A 22,978-nucleotide genomic window follows, 5' to 3' on the forward strand; every position below is an offset into this window, starting at 1 on the left:
GGCCGTCGGTGGCCAGGTCAGGGTCCGGTAGGATTGCCGGTCGTGACCCTGCGCCTGTATGACACCGACTCCCGAGAGGTGCGCGACTTCGTGCCGCTGCACCCAGGCCAGGCGTCGGTGTACCTGTGCGGGGCGACGGTCCAGGGAGTTCCGCACATCGGGCACGTCCGCAGCGGTATCGCCTTCGACATCCTGCGGCGCTGGCTGACCCACCAGGGCCTCGACGTGCTGTTCGTGCGCAACGTGACCGACATCGACGACAAGATCCTGCGGAAGGCCGCGGACGCGGGACGGCCGTGGTGGGAATGGGCGGCCACCCACGAGCGTGCGTTCGACGACGCCTACCGCGCGCTGGGGGTCCTGCCGCCGTCGGCCGAGCCGCGGGCCACGGGGTTCGTCACCCAGATGATCGAATACATGGAGCGACTGATCGACCGCGGGCACGCCTACGTCGCCGACGGCAACGTGTACTTCGACGTCCTGAGCCTGCCGGAGTACGGGTCGCTGTCCGGACACCGGCTCGACGACGTGCATCAGGGCGAGAGCGCGGGGACCGGCAAACGCGATCCCCGCGACTTCACCCTGTGGAAGGCGGCCAAGCCCGACGAGCCGTCCTGGCCGACGCCCTGGGGCCCCGGCCGTCCCGGCTGGCACCTCGAGTGCTCGGCGATGGCCACCTCGCTGCTCGGCGCTGAGTTCGACATCCACTGCGGCGGAATGGATCTCATCTTCCCGCACCACGAGAACGAGATCGCGCAGGCACACGGTGCGGGAGATGCGTTCGCGCGCTACTGGTTACACAACGGCTGGGTCACCATGGGTGGCGAGAAGATGAGCAAGTCGCTGGGCAACGTGGTGTCGATCCCCGCGATGCTGCAACGGGTCCGGGCGGTCGAGCTCCGCTACTACCTCGGCAGCGCGCACTACCGGTCGATGCTGGAGTACTCGTCTGGCGCGCTCACCGAGGCCGCCGCCGGCTATCGGCGCGTCGAGTCGTTCGTGGCCCGGGTCGGCGCGCGCGTGGGCGAGGTGGTCGTCGGGGATGTCGACCCCGAGTTCGCCGCCGCGCTCGACGACGACCTCGGCGTCCCGGCCGCACTCGCGGTCGTGCACAACGTGGTTCGGCAGGGCAACACCGCGTTGGAGTCCGGTGACGGAGCCGCCGCGCTGGCGGCGGCATCCACGGTCCGCGCGATGATGGGGATTCTGGGCGTCGACCCGCTGGACGACCGGTGGGCGGGTGCCGCCGACGAGTCGGCCACCACCTCCGCACTCGACGTGCTGGTACAGGCGGAATTGCAGCGACGCGCCGACGCGCGCGTCGCCAAGGACTGGGCGACCGCGGACGCGGTGCGGGATCGGCTGGCGCAGGCCGGTATCGAGGTCACCGACACCCCCGACGGTGCGCAATGGGCATTGAAGGGTGAGGCGTGATGGCAGGGAACTCCAAGCGCAGAGGCGCGATTCGCAAGGACGGCACCAAGAAGGGGCAGACCGTCGGCTCGGGTGGTCAGCGTCGCCGCGGCCTCGAGGCCCGTGGCGCGACACCGAAAGCGGTTGACCGGCCGTATCATCCGGCCCACAAGCGAGCCAAGGCGGCGTCGAAGTCGGCGGCCGGCCGCGGCGGGGCGCGGGCCCGGGACGAAGGCCCCGAGTATGTCCTCGGCCGCAATCCGGTCGTGGAATGCCTGCGCGCCGGCGTGCCGGCCACCGCGCTGTACATCGCCACCAACTCCGAGCCCGACGAGCGGGTCGCCGAGGCGGTGAAGATCGCCGGTGACTCGGCGATCTCCATCCTCGAGGTCGGCAAACCCGAACTCGATCGCCTGTCCACCAACGGAATGCACCAGGGCATCGCGCTGCAGGTGCCGGAGTTCGAGTACACCCACCCGGACGACCTGATGGCGGAGGCCAAGGCCAGCGGCACCCCGCCGCTGCTCGTCGCCCTCGACAACATCACCGATCCGCGCAACCTGGGCGCGGTGATCCGCTCGGTCGCGGCCTTCGGCGGGCACGGCGTGGTCATCCCCGCACGACGCAGCGCGAGCGTGACGGCCGTCGCCTGGCGGACCAGTGCCGGTGCCGCGGCGCGCCTACCGGTCGCCCGCGCCACCAATCTGACGCGCACACTGAAGGATTGGGCCGACGCCGGGGCGCAACTGGTCGGTCTCGACGCAGACGGTGACGTCACCCTCGACGACTACGACGGCAGCGGCCCCACCGTGATCGTGGTCGGTTCGGAGGGCAAGGGGCTCTCTCGCCTCGTCCGCGAGAGCTGCGACTCGATCCTGTCCATCCCGATGGCCGGCGACGTCGAGAGCCTCAACGCCTCGGTCGCCGCCGGTGTGGTCCTCGCCGAGTTCGCCCGCCAGCGACGCCGCTAGCAGCATCCCTGCCGGTCAGGCCGGTGGCGCGCCGATGACGATTCCGGCGGCGGTGAGTGCGTCGCGCACGGCCTGCGCGTGTCCGACCGCGCCCGGGGTGTCGCCATGGAGGCAGACCGATCCGGCGTCGACGTCGATCAGGGTTCCGTCGATCGCGCCGATCCGGCCCGTCGTGACGAGTTCGACCACCCGTCGCGCGATCTCGGCGCTGTCCGACAACACCGCGCCGTCGGTTCCGCGCGGCACGAGGGTGCCCTCCGGGGTGTAGGCGCGGTCGGCGAACGCCTCGGAGATGGTGTCGAGTCCCGCCCGTCGGGCGCGTGACAGCACCTCCGATCCCGGTAGCCCCATGACCGCCAATCCGGCGTCGACATCGCGGACCGCGGTGACCACGGCCTCGGCCTGCTGCTCGTGATGGACGATGGTGTTGTACAGCGCGCCATGCGGTTTGACGTAGGTGACGGCCCCGCCGACCGATCGGGCGAGGGCGTCGAGCGCGCCGATCTGGTACACCAGGTCGGCGACGAGGTCCGGAGTCGTCATCTCCATGAACCGGCGCCCGAAGCCGCTGCGATCGGGGTAGGACACCTGGGCGCCGATCCGGACCCCGGCGTCGACCGCGGCCCGGCAGGTGGCGAGCAACTGCGCGGGGGTGCCGGCGTGAAAGCCGCACGCCACGTTGGCGCTGGTGACGATCCCCAGCATCGCCGCGTCGTCACCGATGCCCTCACCGAGGTCGGCGTTGAGGTCGATGCGTGCCGCGCCGGAACCCATGAGCGCATCGTAGTGGTGGCCGACCAGCGGGGACCGCCCGATCGGTGTGTGCGCGGCGGCGGGTAGACGAAGTCGTCGTTTTCGTCTACGGTGGTGGGTATGGCATTACTCGACAGTAAAGTGACCACCCGTAACGGCGTGGTCGAGGGCGCCCGGGGGAAGCGGCTGCGCAAGGGGACCATCAGCTGGCGAGGCATCCCGTTCGCGGCACCGCCGGTGGCCCATCGCCGGTTCCGTGCACCGGAGCCCGCCCACGACTGGCCCGGCGTCCGCGACTGCACCAAGGTGGCCAAGGCGGCCATCCAGGAGAAGCGGTTCACGGCCATCGCCCCGGGCAAGTTCGCGCCGATGGCCGAGGACTGCCTCACGCTGAACGTCTACTCGCCCGACGTCGCGTCGTCGACTCCACGACCGGTGATGGTGTTCATCCACGGCGGTGCGTTCATCCTCGGCACGGCCGCCACCCCGCTCTACGACGGCGCCTTCCTCGCGCGTGCCCAGGACGTCGTCGTCGTCACCATCCAGTACCGGTTCGGTCCGTTCGGCTTCCTCGACCTCGGTCAGTTCGCCACCGAGGACCGTCCGTTCGACTCCAACGTCGGACTGCGTGACCAGATCGCGGCCCTGCAGTGGGTCCAGGACAACATCGAGGCGTTCGGCGGCGACGCGGCGAACGTCACGATCTTCGGCGAAAGCGCCGGCGGGTTGTCGGTGCTCTCGCTGCTGTCCGCCCCGTCGACGACCGGTCTCTATCACCAGGCCATCGCGCAGAGTCCCGCCCCGGAACTGATCGTCGAGCAGGACGCGGCGAAGATCTACGCGGACGAGTTCGTCCGGCTGTTGCGCGACCCGCAACGTCGGGCGACCTCTCTCGAACGGGACGAGCCGCCGGTCGACACGGTCCACGCCCAGCGTCTGCTCACCTCGCCCAACCCGGCGTTGCTGCTGGCGGCGGGGAACCGGCTGATGCGATTCGCCACCAAGACCGCCGGCGGTGCGATCCCGTTCGCGCCCGTCGTCGACGGCGATCTGCTGCCGCGGTCGCCGCTCGCCGCCGCCGCGGGTGGGCTCACGCAGCCGGTGCCGCTCGTGATCGGCAGCAACCGCGACGAGGGCAAGCTGTTCGCCAAACTCTGGAACGTCCTGCCCGACGCCGAACGCGCCCTGATGCGCGTCGAGGACGAAGAGGTCCGGCGCGAGATCGCCTCGCACTACGAGGACGGGGACCGGGATCGCATCCGGCTGGCCGGCGACTCGATCTTCTGGGCACCGATGAGCGCCTTCGCCGACGGGCACAGCGCCGTCGCCCCGACCTACGTGTACCGCTACGACTACCAGACGAAGGTGCTCGAGGCCACGGGCTTCGGGGCCACGCACGCCACCGAGCTGTTCAGCGTGTTCGGTGCCTACCGGGCCCCGATGGGTGCCGGTCTCGCCCTCGCCGACTGGCCCGCCACCGGCCGGGTCACCAAGAACGTCCAGACCCGCTGGGGCGGGTTCGCCCGCACCGGCGACCCCGGTTTCGGCTGGCCCGCCTACACCACCGCCGACCGCAAGGTCCTCGTCCTCGACGACCCCGACCACGTCGAGGCCGACCCGGACACCCTGCGGCGCCAGGCGTGGTACCGGGTGCATTCGCCGGCCTAGGCGGCCGTCGTGCACAACGAGAGAACACCCCTCAGCATCCACATCTCTGCTCCCTGAGGTGCGAGCGAAGCGAGCCACGAAGGGCTTCGCAACGTGTCTCACCAGGCCCTTCGTGGCTCGTCGCTTACGCTCCTCACACCTCAGGGAGCAAAGGGGCAGTCGCTGACGCTCCTCGCACCTCAGTAACTGCGGCCTGGCGGCCGTCGTGGACCACGAAAGAACAGTGAGCGTCCACATCTATGCTCCCTGAGGTGCGAGCGCAGCGAGCCACGAAGGGCTCCGAGACGCGTCTCACCAGGCCCTTCGAGGCTCGTCGCTATCGCTCCTCACACCTCAAGGATCAAAGGGGCAATCGCTGACGCTCCTCACACCTCAGGGGGCAATGGGTATGTCGTTCTCTCGGATCAGGGAGCAGGGGCAGGTCGTGCTTTCGGTCGGGGAGCGGGTCAGCCGAACTCCCAGACCGACGGGGGGTCGGCGGCCAGGAACGACAGGACCAGCGGGTTGAACAGCTCGGGCGATTCGACGGGCAGGATGTGGGTGCCCGGGATCACGGCCAGCCGGGCCGCCGGCAGCGTCCGCGACAGCTCGAGCGCGTGCTCGAGGCGGACGAGCCCGCGATCGCCGACCACCACCAGCGTCGGTAACTCGACGCCGGTGAATTCGCTGACCTCGCACTCCGGTTCGGCGGCGAGCATCCGGACCGCCTTGTCGAAGACCGTCTCGAAATGCTCGGGCCCGTCCGGTGACGTGGTGTCGTAGTAGATGCGCAGGTAGTCCATCGTCACCGGGTCGCGGCGAGACACCCGGGAGATGAACTCGTCGGCCATCCGGCCGGCACGGTTCAGGTATCCGCCGACGAACACCAGCCGATGGACGAGGTCCGGGCGGTCCCGGGCGACGAGCAGGGCGACGGTGCCGCCGTCGGCCCATCCCACCAGATTGGCAGGCCGGCGCACGACGGTCTCGAGATAGACGATCGTGCGTGCCACGATCCGGTCGAGGTGGAACTCGCCGGGGAGGTCGGGACTGTGACCGTGACCGGGCCGTTCGGGTACGAACACCTGCTGACCGGCGTCGAGGAAGGCGGGGATCTGCGTTCCCCACGTCGACGCCGACGCGAACAGCCCGTGGAGCAGGACCATCGGCGGGCCGTATGACTCGCCGGCGGTGAAGTGCCAGATCGTCGCGTCGGCGATGTCCACGTAGACGCCGCCGTCGACGCGTTCGCCGGCGTGAACCTGTCGCATCGCGCTCCCTCGAATCTCGCCGGACGTGTCGACCTGCAGGACATGGTCGCAGAGTCGGGTGCCGGTTCGGGGCATCGTTGGCGAATCGAGATGGCACGGATGACTCGCACCGGGCGGCCCACCGGTCCGATCGCGTGAAAATATGTGCCGAGCCGTGTCGTGGGATAGGTTTCCTTCGGGGCGTTTGAGGGTCGGGACGGGGGTCACTCGAAGGGTGACGAATGCACGTGTCCTGGAAAACCCGCGGCGAGTCGCGTTGTCGACGTAGCCGTGGGCCGGCGTTGTTGCTGGTGGGCCTGCTGTTGGCCGGCATCGCCTCGATCGGGGCGCCGTCGACACCGGCCGCGCAGGCGGCGCCGGGGGATCCGCCTGCGCCGCTGAACCTTCGCGATCTCGGTTCGTCGCCGACCATCGCGTTCCCGGGACAGCAGGGCGAGGTGAGTCTGTCCCTCGCGGTACCGCCGGATCTCGCCCCCACCGAATTGCGCGGCGTCACGCAGTATCCCGCTTTCGTCACCGGCGGCAACATCGACGTCCTGCAGGAAGGCCGGCTGATCTCGCGGACGCCGATCAATCCGGCTGTGAATTCGCCGATCTCGCTGTCGCTACGCGGCGTGCGGGTCGAACGCAACGCCGCCGACATCGTCCTGCGGACCTATCTGCGCACGGCCGGATCGTGTCTGTTCGACCCCGATTCGGGGTTGCGCATCCAGAATGCGACCGTCACATACGGTGGCCGGGAAGCCGCGCCGAACAGCGTCGCCGAGTTCCTGCCGCCGGTCCTGCGCAAGCTGACCATCTTCGTCCCCGACGACGTGCGGCCCGCCGAGGGCGCTGCGGCCGTGTCGCTCGCGACCGCCGTGATCGCGAATTACGGTGCGGCGACAGTGGAGATCGAGACGGACTCGCTGCCGCGCGGCGATGCCGCACCCGACGAGGAGATCGAACCGCTCGAACGGCAGATCGTCATCAACTCGGCTCTGCCCGACGGACTCAGCCTGGGGCCGGGTGCAGGCTGGCCGGTGTTGCGGATAGGCGGCAGTGAGGACGACCTGGAGACCCAGGTCGAGTTCCTCACCTCTGATCTCTCGTCGATCGCCGTCAGCTCCGCGGCCGTGGCCGGACCGCCCTTCGCCGCACCGCAACTCGCGCCGGAGGTCACCACGCTCGCCGAACTGGGCGTGGGGGATCAGCGCGTCTCGGCGACCGGCTGGCCGACCATCTCGTTCGGGGTCGACCAGACGCGCCTGGGACGGCCGTCTCAGAACGTGCGAATGCAGCTGAAGGGCACCTACACCCCGATGGGCGGCCAGATCGCGGTGTCCGTCGGGGACCGGGTCATCGCCTCCTGGCCCGCCGACTCCTCCGGCAGCTACAACTCCTGGGTCGACATCCCCGGCGATCTGCTGACGCGCTTCACCGAGGTCACCGTCACCTACAACCACGGCGACGTCGGTGAACAGTGCGGTGCGGGAGTGCGGAGTTCGCTGAGCCTGGACTCGTCCTTTGAGGTGCGATCCGAGGTCGCCGACCCGCCGACACCATCCGGGTTCGCCTCGTTGCCGCAGGCGTTGATGCCGCGGAACTCGTTGGCCTGGACCCGCGGTGACGTCGCCGACGTCGCCCGCGCGGTGGCACTGATGTCGGGCCTGCAGCGACTGTCGGCGGTGCGTCTCGGAGTCGACGTCGTACCGCTCGACGACGCCATGTCGGCCTCGGCCCCCGCGGTCGTCATCGCCGCGGACGGCCAGGGATTGCCCGAGCTGTCGCTGCCGGTGACCGCCGACGGCGGCACGGTCTCGCTGCTCAATCCGGACGGTCGGCGTGCCGAGGTGCTGCTGTCGCCGACCGTGCGCTTCGGTTCGCTGCAGGTGGCCCGTGATGCCGGCCGGTCGGTGTTGGTCGCGACCTCGACGAACGACGCCGCTGATCTCGACGCCCTGCTCGACTGGCTGGCCGCCGATCCCGATCGCTGGCCGTCGCTGAACGGCGACGCCTTGTTGCAGGTGTCCGGCCAGGAGCCGGTGCTCGTGGTCGATGACGATGCGCAGCAGCCGGAGTCGTCGACCGGCGACACGTCGTGGGTGGCGTTCGCGGTCGTCGGGGTCGGCATCGTCGTGGTGGCGGCCGTCGCGGCGACCCTCATCCTGCGCCGTCGACGGCAACGGACCGCCGAGAGCTGACCGGCGTGCCCGAGGCTCCCGCGACGACCACGGCCCAGAACCCGGAACCGTCGACCCCGGATCCGGGGTCGGCCGGCACGACGAGTGCGGTCGCCACGCTCGTCGGCGTCGTCACGCGCCGCAAGCCCGAGACGCCGCACCCCGCATTCGTCGATGACCCGGAGTGGCTGGTGGCGGCCCGGTGGCTGTTCCTGATCGGGTGCACGGCCCTGGGGTTCTGGAACACGATCGTCGCGATCGTCGACGAGTTGATGGCGCAGACGCTCATCCTCTACGTCCCGGTGCTGGTCGTCCTCGCGCTGATCGCCGTCATCGGGGTGTCGTGGCGCACCGTCGACGAACTGCCGATCTACGACCGGCAGACCGACGTCATCGTCGGCATCGTGGTGCTGATCCTCGCGCTGGCGATGAAGTATCTGGTCAACCCGCGCTATGCGCGCGCGTACCTCACCACCCACATGGATCTGCTCGCCCTGTGGTTGTTCGTCTTCGGCGCCGCGGTTCTGCTCTTCGGGCTGCGTCCGGTCGCCCGCTACCGGTGGGTGTGGCTGCTGTTGGTGCTCATCTTCCCGCCGCCGGTCCGCGCCGTCGTGCTGATCATGGGTGGGACGTCGCTCGCCGCCGGTTTCGTGGTGGTGCTGATGGCCGTCGCCGCGACCGCGATCGCGGTGGGTCGGACCTGGCGCCGAAAATTGGTCGCGGCGCTGCTGGCCGGTGCGGTGGGCCTGGTCGCGCTGTTCGTGCTCGACGCGCTCGGCGCGCCCCGGAACATCGTCGTGCCCTATCCGGGCCTGATCGCGGCCCTCGCGACGTCGGCCTACATGCTGGTCGACTATCGGCGGCGCGGCGGCCGGCAGTGGTCGCCGCCCGAGGCCGGCCGGATCAGTCCGCCGAAAGTCCCGTTCGTGGGCCGGCCGGGTCTGGTGGTGCTGCTCGTGGCGGTCCTGCTGGCGCTGTGCCCCACCCCGCCGGTGGGTAGCAACTACCAGAGCAATCGCTATCCGCAGCTCGGTATCGGTGAGCCGCTCGTGGTCCCGGTCGGCTGGCGGCAGGAGTCCCTGGGTGTCTACGGGTGGGTGTCACGCCTCTACGGGCCGGGGTCCGTGCTGATCCGCCAGGTCCTGGTGCAGACCCGCGGCAATCGCGCCTACGACAAGTTCGCGCGTCCCCGGCGGGTGGTCGTCGACAGCGTCGACAGCAGGCGGCCACTCGTCCTCGACGTCTACCCGGACATCTTCCGCTACGACCTGTCCAGCGAACGCACGAGCCTTCCGATCGAGGTGGACCTGTCGAACGGGGTCCGGGGTCGGGTGTGGAGTGTCGTGGACGACGAGCGCTACCTGACCTACACGGTGCTGTCCTGGCGGTGGAACAACGGCAACCGCACCCAGCAGGTCATGCTGTGGGCGGTCGACAACCACGAGCCCGAGGCCTACTTCCCGGAGCCGCGCATCACGATCCTCGCGAACATGAACTCACTGATGACGATCCTGCTGCGGGGCAACTCGGTCCTGCTGGACACCGACCCGCAACTCAAGGACGAGGCCCTGCTCATCGGCTTGGCCGGGGAGCTCATCCGGGCCCAGCTCGGGGCCGCTCGGGGGGCCGGTGCATGAGCATCGACGAGGCCGGCCCCGGGCACGCCGCAGCCGCCGACAAGCCGGGGGTCGCGCGCAGCACGAGACCGACGCGTCCGGTGGCCGAACTGCTCGCCGACCCGGACTACCGGGCGCAGGCCCTCGAAGACGCCGTCAACCGTCTCCGCAACGCCGACGAGGACATGTCGGCCTCGGTGGCCTTCAGCCGGATTCAGAAGATCATCGGGTTCACGCTGCTCGGCATCATCGCCGTCGCGATGGTGATCGAACCGGTCGGGACCTGCGCCACCCTGGTCTCGATCGCCACGATCGGATACGTGGTGACCCTCGCCGACCGCCTGGTGATCTTCCGGCGGGGGCTGGTCAACGGTGCCATCCGCGTCTCCGACGAGGACGCCCGGTCCATACCCGACGACGAGTTGCCCGCCTACACCGTGTTCGTCCCGGCCTACGGCGAGCCGGAGGTGGTGGGTCAACTGGTGGCCGCGATGGAGACGATCGAGTACCCACGGGACAAGCTCCAGGTCCTGCTGCTGCTGGAAGAGGACGACGAGCCGACGATCGAGGCGGCGCGCGGGGTGGAGGAGAACGGGATCGTCACGGTCGTCCTGACACCCCCGGCGCAGCCGCGGACCAAACCGAAGGCCTGCAACTACGGCATGCACTTCGCGACCGGCGACATCGTCACCATCTTCGACGCCGAGGACAAACCCGACCCGCTGCAGCTGCGTCGGGCGGTGTACGTGCTGAACAACTCCGGCGACGAGTCGGTGGTCTGCGTGCAGGGCAAGCTCAGCTTCCACAACGTGCGCGACAACATGCTGACCGAGTGGTTCACGGCCGACTACGGCATCTGGTTCGGCTTCCTGCTGCCGGGCATGATGGTCAGCCGCGCGCCGATCCCGTTGGGCGGCACGTCGAATCACTTCTGCCGCGATGTTCTCGACACGATCGGCGCCTGGGACCCCTACAACGTGACCGAGGACGCCGACCTCGGGGTCCGCATCGCCGACCACGGATACCGCACCCTGGTGCTCGACTCGGTCACGATGGAAGAGGCCAATGTCGATGCCATCAACTGGGTCCGCCAGCGCTCCCGTTGGTACAAGGGCTACATGCAGACGTGGCTCGTCCACATGCGGCACCCGGTCAAGCTCTGGCACATCCTCGGGCCCGTCGCGTTCGTGCGCTTCACGCTGCTGATCGCCGGAACCCCGGTGATCGCCTGCCTGAACATGGTGTTCTGGCTGATCCTGGCGCTGTGGATCGGCGGACAGCCACCGGTCGTCGCCGAGCTGTTCCCCGGACCCATCTACTACCTGTCGCTGATCTCGCTGCTGCTGGGCAACGGGGCGGCGCTGTACATGAACCTCGTCGCGATCCGCGAGGACGATCGCAGCGAACTGCTCGGTTCGGCCCTTCTCATCCCGCTGTACTGGCTGATGATGAGTGTCGCCGCCATCAAGGGCATGTGGCAGATCCTGGTCAATCCGTCGTACTGGGAGAAGACCTTTCACGGTCTGTCGACGAGCAGTTCGCCGGACACCGATCCCGACGGGCAGGAGCCGACGTGACCCGCCGTGTCCCGGCCTCGGTGCTCATCTTCCTCGCGACGTGGATCCCGTACCTCGTCATCGGGGTCTACCTCGTCAGCGAGGTGCACCTGTTCTTCGGCGACGCGCTCTCGAGGGTGCAGTCGGCACAGAGCGTACTGTTCAGTCGGACACCGCATCTCGCGGCGATCGGATTCATCTTCACCCCGCTGACCGCCATCGTCCAGCTGCCGCTGACCGCGCTCACCCCGTGGTTCCCGGAGATGACGACGCAGGCGCTCTCGGCGGTGATCATGTCGTCGGCGTTCATGGCCGGATCGGTGGTGCAGGCGTCGGGGATCGCGCGCGACCAGGGCCTGCGTCCGCTCGTGGCAGGCACTTTCACGATCTTCTACGCAATCAATCCGATGATCGTCCTCTATGCCGCGAACGGGATGAGCGAGGCGCCGTACCTCTTCTTCTTGGCCTGGGCCACCCGTCGTCTGATCCGGTGGGTCTCCTCAGACGACGTCCACGAGCTCGTGGTGGCCGGGATCGCGCTCGGCCTGTCCTATCTCACCCGCTACGACGGCGGTGCCGCCGCATTGGCCGCGGCCTTCGTGGTCGGATGGGTGACCTACACACGCCGCGACCGCCGAAAACGGGTGTCGCGCACGCTCCTCGACATCACCCTGGTGGTGGCGCCCAGCGCCCTGGCCTTCCTCGCCTGGGCGGCGGCGGGCTGGCTCATCACGGGTGACGCGTTCGCGCAGTTCACCTCTGAATACGGCAACGCCGCGATCATCGCGCAGTCCGGCGGTAGCGGGTCGTCGACGACCGGGGATGCGATCGGGTTCTCCCTCACCGAGATCTTCATCCTCGCGCCACTGCTTCCGATACTCATTCTCGGAGTCATCGGGGTCCGTGCCCGACGTCATCGGCTTGCGGCGATGTTGCCCGCACTGCTGATCGTGGCCGTGCTGGCGTTTCAGGTCTTCGGTTACTCACGCGGTTCGACGTTCGGCTTTCTTCGGTTCTACATGACCGTGGTCCTGCTCGCCGCGGTCATCGCCCTGTTGTCTGTGCCCCTACGGCAGCAGGTTCCGATGCGTCGCGAGGGCAGGCATTCGGACATTTTGCCGCCCCGCCCCTATGCCTCGCGTTGGAGTAACAAGATCGCCGCGACGATCGTGATCGTCGTGGTCGCCACCGCGATCCCGGTCACCGCCGCCGGGATGACGTCACCCAAGTACGCGCCGCAGGAGTTCGCACTCGGATCGGTGGTCGATCCGCGCCCGGACTCGGTGGACCAGAAGTACCTCGGCGAGCAGCGCATCGTGCGGTCGTTCTCCACCGAGCGGGCGCTGGCGCAGTATCTCGACGGTCTGGACCTGCCCGACGGCGCGGTGTTGTGCGACACCGTGTACGGCTTCGCGGTGGTGGTCCAGTCCGAGCGGCCGCGCCAGTTCGTCATCCCGTCGGATCGCGACTTCGCGCAGCTGCTCAACGACCCGGTCGGCGGCGGTGTGCGCTACTTCCTCACCGTCCCACCGGAAGGTCGGGGACTCTCCGACGCGGTCAACCAGCGGTATCCGACCATCTACGAGAACGGCGCCCAGATCGGGGTTCTCGTCATCGAGGCGCGCAACCAGGGCGCGGATCTGCCGGACTGGCGGCTGTATCAGCTGGTGTGAGCCCGAGCGGGCCGTCGCACGCGATCAGGAGGCGTTCTCGCGCACCACATTCCAGGCCGGGTCATGCAACCCGATGTCGTACGTGCACTGCGCGCCGCGCGGGTCCGGCACGAAGGACCACAGCAGCGCGCCGGCGACCCCGGCGTCGCGGTGGCGCGCGATGATGGTCTCGAACTGTTCGGCCCGGTTCGCGATCGAGACACATGAGCCGGCGTGTATCCCGATCTCGTTGACCACGAGCGGTTTTCCGAGCTCGCGAGCCTGCGCCAGTCGTGCGCGCAGATTGCTGCCCGCGGGCCCCGATTCGGGATCGACATCGGAGCGGTAGTCGTGAAAGTCGAGCACGTCCACGCCGGCCGAGCCCAGGACCTCGGCATAACCCGCGCCCGCGAGGCCGCACTGGTCGCCGCCCACCACTCCCGAGAAGATCGGACGGTCGGCGTCGTAGGCCCGGAGATGGGCGCCGGCGCGGTCGAAGAACGCGCGCAACACGGCCGTGGCATCGTCGGGACACGTTCGCGCCTCCCAGTCGCACGAGGCCGGACCGCATTCGCTCGCCTCGGGCTCCCCGACGAGTTCCCAGCCGGCGATCGACGGCTCGTCGTGCCAGCGGGTCACCGCGATCTCGACCCACTCCGCGTACGTCAGCCCGCCGACGATCTCCTGGCTCTGCCAACCGTCGACATAGAAGTCGCGTTCCTTGAACCGCTCGTCCTCGCAGTCGCCCGAGCCTCCGGTGAGGACCGGCAGGACCATCTGGTGATGCCGGGCCGCGGCCTGGAAGACCCGGTCGATCGGCCCGAAATCGATGAGCCCGCTGCGCTTGTCGACGGCGAAGACCGAGTACAGGTTGAAGCGGGTCAGCGCGCGGGGCGGGAGTCTGTCGAAGTACCCGTCGGCGTCGACCTGGGCGCCGCAGCCGCGGTTGACCGACCAGTCGGTGCTGAGCTGATACGCATTGAAACCCGCGGGCCACCAGGGTTTTCCGTCGAGCACCAGGCCGGTGGGCGTGGTCGAGGCCCGATGCGACTGGGTGATCTGGGGAGGTCCCGGATCGGGGGTGCGCGCACACCCCGCGAGGCACAGCACGACGACGGCGATCGCGGTGACGAACAACCCGACCGCCCGCTTGTGCGTGCGCCGGCGGACCACAAGGTGCAGGCTACCCGTCACCTAGGGTGTCGGTATGTCGACGGGGTTGCGCAGGGCGGGTGCGGGAGTGGCCGACGGAGGGCGGCGGCGGTGGCGCGCCGCGGCCGGCGCGCTGGCCGTCGCCGCGGTCCTGTCCGCGTGCGGGACAGACGCGGTCGACCCCGGAGCACCGGGTCCGAGCACGACCGCCTCGAGCACGACGAGCCCGTCGCCCACCCCGTATTCATCGGGCCCGTACTCGCCCACCGAGAGCGCGCCGACGATCGTCTACCGCCCGCCGTACATCGAGCGGACCGAGTGGACCGACACCGCGGTCGGTCCGAGCCTCTCGGTGTTCCCCACGAATTCCGGGCGCTACACCACCGACCCCGGCGCGATGGCGGCCGCGTGGGCGGAGGTCGTCGCTCTCGACCGCACCGCCGACACCCCCGGGATGCAGGCCCAGTTCGATTGCCACTGGCGGTTCGCCCGCATCGTCGAACCCGAGAAGCCCAGCTGGAACCTCGAACCCGGCCGGCCGGTCGTCGCCGAGGAGGACATGGTCGGCGCCGGCTGCAACCCCGGCTTCGCCGAGGAATGAAAGGTACTGCGGTGCGAGCGAGGCGGCCCGGCAGTGCTTGTGTTCTGTCGGATCAGCGCGTGCGATGCACGCGGCGGTTGCCGATGATCCGGCACACGACGTAGATCGCGAACGAGATGATCGTGACGAAGACCGACACGGGCAGCTTGGGAGCGAGCGACATCAGCAACCCGCCGACCGCCGCGACCTCGGCGAACACGACCGACAGCACCAGCGTGCGCGTCGGATTCGACGTGACGCGGGCGGCTGCGGCGCCCGGGGTGATCATCAGCGACATCACCAGCAGCGCGCCGATGATCTGAACGCCCTGCGCGGCCGCCAGGCCCATGATGATCGCGAACACCACCGACAGGGTGCGGATGGGTACCCCCCGCGCCTGCGCGACGCGGGGATCGGTGGAGGCGAACAGCAGTGGCCGGTAGATGACGGCCAGCACGACGACGACGATGCCCGTGGTGATGGCGATCGCGACCAGGCCGTTGATGCCCACGCTCACGACCTGACCGGTCAACAACGCGAAGCCGGTCCCGATCCGGCCGTACAAGGCCAGGAAGAGGACGCCGATGCCGAGGCCGAACGCCATCACGACGCCGATCACCGAGTCGCGCTCCCGCGCCTTGTTGCCGAGGAAGCCGAAGACCGCCGCGGCGATGACCGCGCCGATGACGCCGCCGAGGTTCACGCTGAACCCGATCAGCAGGGCCGCCGCGGCTCCGGTCACCGACAGTTCGCTGGCGCCGTGCACCGCGAAGGACATCTGCCGGGCGACGATGAGCGGGCCCAGCAGGCCGCCCAGGAGGCCGAGCAGCACCATCGCGAGCAGTGCCTGCTGCATGAAGTCGTAACCCAGCAGGTCGATGGTGGTGGAGAAATCCCAGAGGTCGCTCAACGAACGGTCGACGGAGAGGTGGGTGACGCTCACGCCGGACCGCCTCGCCTCGCGACACCCGGTTCGCTGTCGGCGGCGCAGTGGTGCGCGTCCTCGCCACCGATCACGACCAGACGGCCGTTGACGCGCAGCACCTCGACGTCGCTGCCGTACAGCTCGCTCAGTGTCTCCGTCGTCATCACCTCATGCGGCTCGCCGATGCGGAACCGGCCGTCGACGAGGTACAGGACGCGGTCGACAAAGGGCAGGATCGGGTTGATCTCGTGGGTCACGAACACGACGGCCGTCCCGGCGTCCCGGCGCCGGCGATCGATGAGGTCCACGACCACCTGCTGGTTGGTCGGATCGAGACTGGCGAGCGGCTCGTCGCAGAGCAGCAGCGCGGGATCGCTCACCACCGCCTGGGCGACGCGTAGCCGTTGCTGCTCGCCGCCGGACAGGACGCCCAGCGGGGCGTCGGCGTACGGCAGGGCGTCCACCGAACCGAGCGCGGTGTCGACGAGTGCGCGGCGTCGTGCCCGGCCCCGGAGTCCCACACCCCAGCGGCCGCCGTCGACACCGAACCCGACGAGGTCCCGGCCGCGGATGGCCATCGGGTCGGCGTCGTCCTCGGCGTGCTGCTGGGGGATGTAGCCCACCGCGTCGGTGGTGGTCACGGTGCCGCGGTCGAGCGCGTACTGGTGCAACAGAACCCGCAGGAACGACGTCTTGCCGGAGCCGTTGGGCCCGAGGACCGCGACGAACTCACCGGGTTCGATCGTCAGGTCGAGGTCGTCCCAGAGAACCCGGTCGCCGAACGCGAGCCGGGCGCCGGTGAATTCCACGACCGGCCTGCCCTTGCCTGCTCCGGGCGAGTCGCCTGCCCCGGTCAATTGGAGCCGGAACCCAGCGCCGCGGTCAGGGCGTCGATCTGGGCGCCCTGCCACACGACGTAGTCGGTGACGCCGTCGGGCAGGGTCTCGGTGAACTCCACGACCGGGACGCCCGCGGAGCGCGCGACGTCGAGCATGGCCTGTGTCACCGGGTCCACGGCCTGGGTGTTGTAGATCAGCACCTTCGCCCGACGGTCGGCCAGGATGTCCTGCAGTGCCGCACGGTCGGCGGCCGCGGGTGACTGGCCCTCCTCGACGGCCTGGGTGAAACCGGCCGGTGCGATGTCGACGAGCCCGGCCTCGGTCAGCATGTAGCCCGCGAGCGGCTCGGTCTGGGCGACCTCGGTGTCGGCGTGCTGTTCCCGGATGGTGCTGAGCTTCGCGCGCAGACCGTCGATGCTGGTGGTGAAGGTCTCGGCGTTGGCGCGGTAGGACTCCGCGTTGCCCGGGTCCTTCTCGGCCAGCGCGTCGGCGACCTTGTCGGCCACCTGGGCGACGACGGGGAGGTCGTAGAAGACGTGCTCGTTCTGGTCGCCGTGCGCGTGGTCGTGAGCACCGTCGGAGTGATCGCCGGACGCGTGCTCGTCGCCGTCGTCGGTGTGCTCGCCACCGGCCTCGTCGGCATGCTCGTCGCTCCCGAGCAGGGCGTAGGCGTCGACCGCCGTCGCGTCCGAGTTGGCCGCCGCCTCCTCCATGTAGGAGTCGTAGTGGCCGCCGTTGAAGACGAGGATGTCGGCATCGGCGATCGTCGCGGTGTCCGCTGCCGAGGGCTCGAACTCGTGCGGATCACCGTCGACGTTGGTGTACAGCGCGGTCACCTCGGCGTTGTCGCCGGCGACCGCGGCCGCCACCGAACCCCAGACGTTCGTGGACGCGACCACGGTCGGGGGGCCGTCGGTCCCGCCGGAGTCGCTGGAGCAGGCGGACAACACCAGGGCGGCGGCGGACAGCACACCGGCCGTGGCCAGCAGGGATTTCTTCATCGACAACCTTCACGCAAATGACAATCGTTACCGAAAGCAGTCTAGGTGATCGCGGCGACGGGCGTGCAGGGTGTCCGCAGGCCGGGGGACTCCTCGCCCGACACGGCGTTTCTCTATGGTGGAGACCATGACCTCGAGCCCGTCCCCGCGGCGTGTCGCGCTGATCTCCGTGCACACCTCGCCGCTGGCGCAACCGGGCACCGGCGACGCCGGCGGGATGAACGTCTACGTCTGGCAGACCGCGACGCGGCTGGCCCGTCGGGGAGTCGAGGTCGAGATCTTCACCCGCGCGACGTCGTCGGCCGACCCGGCGTCGGTCGCCGCAGCGCCGGGGGTGACGGTGCGCAACGTCGTCGCCGGCCCGTTCGAGGGCCTCGACAAGCGCGACCTGCCCGCCCAGCTGTGTGCGTTCACGGCCGGGGTCCTGCGTGCCGAGGCCGCGCAGGCGCCCGGTCACTACGACGTCATCCACTCGCACTACTGGCTCTCCGGCCAGGTGGGGTGGCTCGCCCGCGACCGGTGGGGTGTACCGCTGGTGCACACCGCGCACACCCTGGCCGCGGTCAAGAACGCATCGCTGGCCGAGGGCGACACCGCCGAGCCGCAGCTGCGGGTCATCGGGGAGCAGCAGGTGGTCGGGGAGGCCGATCGCCTGGTCGCGAACACCCAGACCGAGGCGACCGAATTGCTCTCGATGTACGGTGCCGCCGCCGACCGTATCGACGTGGTGACCCCGGGTGCCGATCTCGACTGTTACACGCCGGGTTCCGCCGCGGCCGCCCGCGCGGAGCTCGGCCTCGACCCCGACGAGATGATCGTGACGTTCGTCGGGCGCATCCAACCGCTGAAGGCCCCGGACCTCCTGGTCGCCGCGGTCGCGCCGCTCATCGGGGAGTCCGCCGCGACCGGGCGGAGGCTGCGGGTGCTCATCGTGGGCGGGCCGTCGGGGTCGGGGCTGCAACGGCCCACCGCGCTGATGGATCAGGTCGCCGAACTCGGGATCGCCGATTCGGTCACGTTCCTGCCGCCCCAGCCGGCGAACCGTCTGGTGCAGGTCTACCGGGCGTCGGATGTGGTTGCCGTGCCCAGTCATTCGGAGAGTTTCGGACTGGTCGCGATCGAGGCGCAGGCCTGCGGGACGCCCGTCATCGCCGCGAATGTGGGTGGCCTCGGGGTGGCGGTCGACGACGGCCGGACCGGAGTGCTGGTCAACGGGCATCGGGTCGGGGACTGGACGAATGCGCTGGAAAAGCTTCTCGCGCAACCCGATCGACTCGTCGAGCTCGGACAGCACGCCCGCGCCCACGCCGAGCAGTTCTCCTGGGAACACACGGTCGATCAGCTCCTCGAGAGTTACGGCCGGGCGATGCGGTCGTTCGCCGCGCACCAGCGTCCGGCGTCGCCCGAGGTGTCCGCTACGGCCGCGGCCTCGGCGCGCCTTCGACGCCGCTGGCGTCGTCGGCGCAACCGGGTCACCGTCTGACGCTGCGCCGAAATCGCCCGCTGCGCAAGGGTTCCCGATACCACCGACGAGAGGATGCCGTGAGTCGCAACGAGGTCGTCGACCTGCTGGAGAAGACGCTGGGCGAGAACGAGATCGCCTTCGCACGCAAGAGCGGCGGCGGGGCCGACGTCGATCACGTGGTCGTCGAGCTGCCCGGCGAACGCAAACTGAAGACCACCGTGCTGCTGACGGCGAGCGAGCACGGCGTCCGGGTGGAAGCCTTCGTGTGCCGCCGGCCCGATGAGAACCACGCCGGCGTGTACAGGTACCTGTTGAAGCGCAACCGCCGGCTGTATGGCGTCGCCTACACCATCGACAACACCGGTGACATCTACCTCGTGGGCCGGATCTCCGCCGACGGGTTGAGTTCCGGCGAGGTCGACCGGATCCTGGGGCAGGTCCTCGAGGCCGCGGACGGGGATTTCAACACCCTGCTCGAACTCGGGTTCCTGACCTCGATCCAGCGGGAGTGGGCGTGGCGGGTGTCGCGCGGCGAATCGCTGCGCAACCTGCTCGCCTTCGAGCACCTCATCGACAAGGAGTCCCTGCCGGAGGCGGGGAAGCCGCTCGAAGGCCGCTACGTACCGGGTGAGTCGGTCGTCGACGGTGCGCAGAGCGTCACCGAGGATTCGTCGACCGCCGAATCGGACGAATCGTAGACTCTCTTGAGAGAGGTCCACGTCACATCGTGTCAACATGCGTTGATACGATGCGGTCGAGAAATTCCCCAATGGAGGTGTCATGAGCTTCACGAGTCCGTTCCCCGACGTCGAGATCCCGGACGTGAGTGTGTTCGAGTTCCTGTTCGGCGCGGTGGCCGAGGAGGACCTCGCCCGTACCGCGCTGGTGGACCCGAAGTCGGGGGCGACGACCACCTATGCGCAGCTGATCTCGCAGATCGAGGCGGCGGCGGGCGCGTTGGCGTCGCGGGGGATCGGCGTGGGCGACGTGGTGGGCATCCTGTCGCCCAACATCCCGGCGTTCGCGACGGTGTTCCACGGGATTCTGCGGGCCGGCGGCACCGCGACGACGATCAACGCACTCTTCACCGGGCCCGAGATCGCCAAGCAGCTGCGGGATTCCGGCGCCAAGATGCTGGTGACCATCTCGCCGATGCTGGAGCAGGCCAAGGCCGCCGCCGACGAGGTCGGGCTGGCGGATGCCGACCTGATCGTCCTCGACGGCGAGGGCCAGGACGCCTCCGGCCACCCGAATGCGGCGGACCTCCTGGGCGCCGGACTGGCCGCACCGGAGGTGTCGTTCGATCCGGCCACGCACGTCGCGGTCCTGCCGTATTCCTCCGGTACCACCGGGAATCCGAAGGGCGTCGCGCTCTCGCATCGCAACCTGGTCGCCAATGTCGCGCAGATCCGACCGTTGCAGGGCATGGGCGCCGACGACGTGGTGATCGCGGTGCTGCCGTTCTTCCACATCTACGGGATGACGGTGCTGCTGAACGCGGCGCTGTACAACCGGGCGTCGCTGGTCGTGATGCCGCGGTTCGACCTCGTCGAGTTCCTCGAGAACATCCAGAACCACAAGGTCACCATGGCCTACATCGCACCGCCGGTGGCCGTGGCACTCGCCAAGCACCCGATCATCGACAACTACGACCTGTCCTCGCTGCACACGATGATGTCGGGCGCGGCGCCGCTGGACGACGAGCTGGGCCAGGCCGTCGCCAAACGTCTCGACCTGCACATGCTGCAGGGCTACGGCATGAGTGAGCTGTCGCCGGTGAGTCACATCATCCCGGCCGACACACCCGGCCTGCTGGGTCAGCAGGACCCCCCGCTGTCCTCGACCGGGTGGGCGGTGCCGAACTCCGAGAACAAGATCGTCGACCCCGCATCGGGGGCGGAGATCGAGCTGCCGAGCGAGGGACTGTCCGAGCCGGGCGAGCTGTGGGTCAAGGGGCCGAACGTGATGCTGGGCTACCTCAACAACGATCAGGCGACCGCCGACACCATCGACGCCGACGGCTACCTGCACACCGGCGACATGGCGCAGGTCGATCCGACCGGCTGCGTCTACATCGTCGACCGGCTCAAGGAGCTCATCAAGTACAAGGGCTACCAGGTGCCGCCCGCCGAGCTCGAGGCGCTGCTGCTCACCAACGACAAGATCGCCGACGCCGCGGTCATCGGCGTGATCGAGGCGGAGTCGGGCGAGGAGATCCCCAAGGCCTTCGTCGTGCGCCAGCCCGATGCGGAGATCACCGCCGACGAGGTCATCGAGTTCGTGGCGTCGAAGGTGGCCCCGCACAAGAAGGTCCGGGCCGTCGAGTTCATCGAGACGATCCCCAAGTCGGCCTCGGGCAAGATCCTGCGCAAGGACCTCCGCAAGTAGTCTCTGCGTCTGACATCCGTATGACGTTGTGCCCGGAAACCGGGCACAACGTCATACGCATTTTCTGTGCGTCAGGGGATCTCGTGGGGCGGGATGTCGTCGTAGGAGGCGGCTTCGGCGCCGGTTCGCTTCTGATGCCAGTAGGTGAACGCCCACAGCACGACGCCGAGCAGGAGTAGCCAGGCCGCGATCACGTACTGCTGGTTGTCGGCGCGGGCAAACGGGAGGGTGAGCGCCCCCGAGGTCACGGCGCCGAGCACCGCAACCGGCGTATAGGTACGGAAGTGGTTGTGTCCCACGTGATCCTTGCGCAGCACCAGGACGGAGACGTTGACGACGGTGAACACCGCGAGCAGCAGCAGTGCGGTGGTGCCGCCGAGCAGTCCGACGATGGAACCCTTCGGGTCGGCGCTGACGTAGACCAGTAGGCACAGCGCGATGACGGTGGTGAACACGATCGCGGCGAACGGGGTACGGCGTCCGGGATGGACGTAGGCCAGGAACTTGGGCAGGACCCCCTGCTTGGCCATGCCGTACAGCAGCCGGCTGGCCATCATCATGTTGATCAGGGCCGTGTTGGCCACCGCGAACATCGAGATCCACGGCAACAGCTCGGTCATCGGGAAGTCCGGGGCGGCGGTCTGCACGACGTCGACGAGCGGCGTCTCGCTCTCGGCGAGCACCCCCACGGGCACGATCGCGACCGCGAGGATCGCGATGAGCACGTACACCACCGCGGTGATCCCCAGACCACTGAGCATGACCTTGGGGAAGATTCTGGTCGGTTCCTTGCACTCCTCGGCCATGTTGACCGAATCCTCGAATCCGACCAGTGCGAAGAACGCCAGCGCCGTCGCCGCCGACACCGCGATGAGGATGTTCCTCTCCTCCGGCGATTCGAAAACCACCACCGCATCCCAGTGATCGGCGTTGCCACCGAACACGAAGAACAAGGCGATGAAGATGACCAGCAGCAGACCCGTCAGCTCGACAAGGGTCAGGACCACGTTGGTGCCCACACCTTCGGCGACGCCGCGGAAGTTGATGAACATGACCAGCAGCAGGAAGCCGATCGCGATGAACAGCAGAGCGGGGTGCGTCGCATCCGGGGACTCGCCGCCGTTGATGCCGGTCAGCATGTTCACCGCGAACGCGCGGGACGCGGTGGTCGCGGAGGTGATACCCGAACACATCACGGTGAACAGCACGATGAAGGTGATGAAGTGGACGCCGAAAGCCTTGTGCACGTACAGGGCAGCGCCGGCGGCCTGGGGATATTTGGTCACCAGCTCCAGGTAGGAGAACGCCGTCAGCGTCGCCACCGCGAACGCGATCAGGAACGGCAGCCAGGCCGCGCCCCCGACCTCGCCGGCGACCTGGCCGGTGAGTGCGTAGACGCCGGTGCCCAGGATGTCGCCGATGATGAACAGCAACAACAGCTTCCAGCCCAACACGCGTTTGAGCTCGGGCTGCTTCTCCGCATTCTGGCCGGTCGCGCCGGCGTCTGTACTGGCTGTCATGCGCTAACGCTAGACCCGCCCATGGCCGTTCGCGCGGCGAATCGACCGGTTCATTACCATTTCGTCG

At 68.9% G+C, this 22,978-nt stretch carries 18 protein-coding genes; 11 read left to right on the top strand and 7 right to left on the bottom strand.

The genetic code is table 11. The features are described 5' to 3' along the window. The first annotated feature begins 42 nt into the window (after positions 1 to 42). Both cysS and rlmB read left to right on the top strand, forming a co-directional pair. The gene (gene cysS, locus ACFUEJ_RS02595; protein WP_065629179.1) at positions 43 to 1,434 is read left to right on the top strand and encodes a cysteine--tRNA ligase; all 1,392 of its coding nucleotides are present in this window, start codon (positions 43 to 45) and stop codon (positions 1,432 to 1,434) included. Beyond that, positions 1,434 to 2,384 carry a 23S rRNA (guanosine(2251)-2'-O)-methyltransferase RlmB gene (rlmB, locus tag ACFUEJ_RS02600; protein WP_068972201.1) on the top strand — a complete coding sequence of 317 codons (951 nt, stop codon included), beginning with the start codon at positions 1,434 to 1,436 and terminating at the stop codon, positions 2,382 to 2,384. Before cysS ends, rlmB begins: the two co-directional genes overlap by 1 nt. Positions 2,385 to 2,399: 15 nt before the next feature. Here the strand turns inward: rlmB and ACFUEJ_RS02605 are convergent, their stop codons facing one another. Next, positions 2,400 to 3,158: a LamB/YcsF family protein gene (locus ACFUEJ_RS02605; protein WP_055475217.1), complete on the bottom strand. Its 759-nt coding sequence runs from the start codon at positions 3,156 to 3,158 to the stop codon at positions 2,400 to 2,402. A 99-nt stretch (positions 3,159 to 3,257) separates the two neighbouring features. Here ACFUEJ_RS02605 and ACFUEJ_RS02610 point away from each other — a divergent pair, with 99 nt between their 5' ends. Beyond that, positions 3,258 to 4,805 carry a carboxylesterase/lipase family protein gene (locus ACFUEJ_RS02610; RefSeq protein WP_388027417.1) on the top strand — a complete coding sequence of 516 codons (1,548 nt, stop codon included), beginning with the start codon at positions 3,258 to 3,260 and terminating at the stop codon, positions 4,803 to 4,805. A gap of 446 nt (positions 4,806 to 5,251) precedes the next feature. Here ACFUEJ_RS02610 and ACFUEJ_RS02615 read toward each other — a convergent pair whose 3' ends face one another. Then, positions 5,252 to 6,055 (bottom strand): alpha/beta fold hydrolase, encoded by an 804-nt coding sequence (locus tag ACFUEJ_RS02615; RefSeq protein WP_226512555.1) that lies wholly within the window; start codon positions 6,053 to 6,055, stop codon positions 5,252 to 5,254. 221 nt (positions 6,056 to 6,276) lie between these two features. Between ACFUEJ_RS02615 and ACFUEJ_RS02620 the strand changes: the two genes are divergently transcribed. The 4 genes from ACFUEJ_RS02620 to ACFUEJ_RS02635 are packed head-to-tail and all read left to right on the top strand — an operon-like array spanning position 6,277 to position 13,062. Further along, complete coding sequence (locus ACFUEJ_RS02620) at positions 6,277 to 8,238, top strand: LPXTG cell wall anchor domain-containing protein (RefSeq protein WP_388027419.1); 1,962 nt, start codon at positions 6,277 to 6,279, stop codon at positions 8,236 to 8,238. A gap of 5 nt (positions 8,239 to 8,243) precedes the next feature. Beyond that, positions 8,244 to 9,854, top strand: coding sequence for a hypothetical protein (locus ACFUEJ_RS02625; protein WP_068972198.1), 1,611 nt, complete (start codon positions 8,244 to 8,246; stop codon positions 9,852 to 9,854). Next, positions 9,851 to 11,410 (top strand): glycosyltransferase, encoded by a 1,560-nt coding sequence (locus ACFUEJ_RS02630; RefSeq protein ID WP_388027423.1) that lies wholly within the window; start codon positions 9,851 to 9,853, stop codon positions 11,408 to 11,410. Before ACFUEJ_RS02625 ends, ACFUEJ_RS02630 begins: the two co-directional genes overlap by 4 nt. Continuing rightward, complete coding sequence (locus tag ACFUEJ_RS02635; RefSeq protein ID WP_388027425.1) at positions 11,407 to 13,062, top strand: ABC transporter; 1,656 nt, start codon at positions 11,407 to 11,409, stop codon at positions 13,060 to 13,062. Before ACFUEJ_RS02630 ends, ACFUEJ_RS02635 begins: the two co-directional genes overlap by 4 nt. 24 nt (positions 13,063 to 13,086) lie before the next feature. Here the strand turns inward: ACFUEJ_RS02635 and ACFUEJ_RS02640 are convergent, their stop codons facing one another. Further along, positions 13,087 to 14,235, bottom strand: coding sequence for a beta-mannosidase (locus tag ACFUEJ_RS02640; protein WP_388027428.1), 1,149 nt, complete (start codon positions 14,233 to 14,235; stop codon positions 13,087 to 13,089). Positions 14,236 to 14,248: 13 nt separating this feature from the next. Between ACFUEJ_RS02640 and ACFUEJ_RS02645 the strand changes: the two genes are divergently transcribed. After that, complete coding sequence (locus ACFUEJ_RS02645; protein WP_068972195.1) at positions 14,249 to 14,794, top strand: DUF2599 domain-containing protein; 546 nt, start codon at positions 14,249 to 14,251, stop codon at positions 14,792 to 14,794. A gap of 52 nt (positions 14,795 to 14,846) precedes the next feature. Here ACFUEJ_RS02645 and ACFUEJ_RS02650 read toward each other — a convergent pair whose 3' ends face one another. Genes ACFUEJ_RS02650 through ACFUEJ_RS02660 form a run of 3 tightly spaced genes read right to left on the bottom strand, consistent with a single transcriptional unit; the run spans position 14,847 to position 17,538 of the window. Next, complete coding sequence (locus ACFUEJ_RS02650) at positions 14,847 to 15,716, bottom strand: metal ABC transporter permease (protein ID WP_058252624.1); 870 nt, start codon at positions 15,714 to 15,716, stop codon at positions 14,847 to 14,849. After that, the gene (locus tag ACFUEJ_RS02655) at positions 15,713 to 16,507 is read right to left on the bottom strand and encodes a metal ABC transporter ATP-binding protein (RefSeq protein WP_223259038.1); all 795 of its coding nucleotides are present in this window, start codon (positions 16,505 to 16,507) and stop codon (positions 15,713 to 15,715) included. The genes ACFUEJ_RS02650 and ACFUEJ_RS02655 overlap by 4 nt, the downstream gene beginning before the upstream one ends. 44 nt (positions 16,508 to 16,551) lie before the next feature. Beyond that, entirely contained in the window at positions 16,552 to 17,538 is a 987-nt protein-coding gene (locus ACFUEJ_RS02660) for a metal ABC transporter solute-binding protein, Zn/Mn family (protein ID WP_388027432.1), read from the bottom strand. A 127-nt stretch (positions 17,539 to 17,665) separates the two neighbouring features. On the opposite strand from ACFUEJ_RS02660, the gene mshA reads away from it, so the two are divergent. The 3 genes from mshA (at position 17,666) to ACFUEJ_RS02675 (ending at position 21,391) form a co-directional block, all read left to right on the top strand. Further along, complete coding sequence (mshA, locus tag ACFUEJ_RS02665; RefSeq protein WP_058252682.1) at positions 17,666 to 19,021, top strand: D-inositol-3-phosphate glycosyltransferase; 1,356 nt, start codon at positions 17,666 to 17,668, stop codon at positions 19,019 to 19,021. Between the two features lie 59 nt (positions 19,022 to 19,080). Beyond that, the gene (locus ACFUEJ_RS02670) at positions 19,081 to 19,701 is read left to right on the top strand and encodes a YbjN domain-containing protein (RefSeq protein WP_388027435.1); all 621 of its coding nucleotides are present in this window, start codon (positions 19,081 to 19,083) and stop codon (positions 19,699 to 19,701) included. 82 nt (positions 19,702 to 19,783) lie between these two features. Continuing rightward, positions 19,784 to 21,391 carry a 4-coumarate--CoA ligase family protein gene (locus ACFUEJ_RS02675; RefSeq protein ID WP_065629304.1) on the top strand — a complete coding sequence of 536 codons (1,608 nt, stop codon included), beginning with the start codon at positions 19,784 to 19,786 and terminating at the stop codon, positions 21,389 to 21,391. Between the two features lie 71 nt (positions 21,392 to 21,462). Here ACFUEJ_RS02675 and ACFUEJ_RS02680 read toward each other — a convergent pair whose 3' ends face one another. Further along, positions 21,463 to 22,911 (bottom strand): APC family permease, encoded by a 1,449-nt coding sequence (locus ACFUEJ_RS02680; protein WP_078113001.1) that lies wholly within the window; start codon positions 22,909 to 22,911, stop codon positions 21,463 to 21,465. Positions 22,912 to 22,978: the final 67 nt, after the last annotated feature.

Origin of the sequence: Gordonia sp. NPDC057258 (assembly GCF_042668985.1) — a bacterium.
Lineage (GTDB): Bacteria > Actinomycetota > Actinomycetes > Mycobacteriales > Mycobacteriaceae > Gordonia > Gordonia hongkongensis.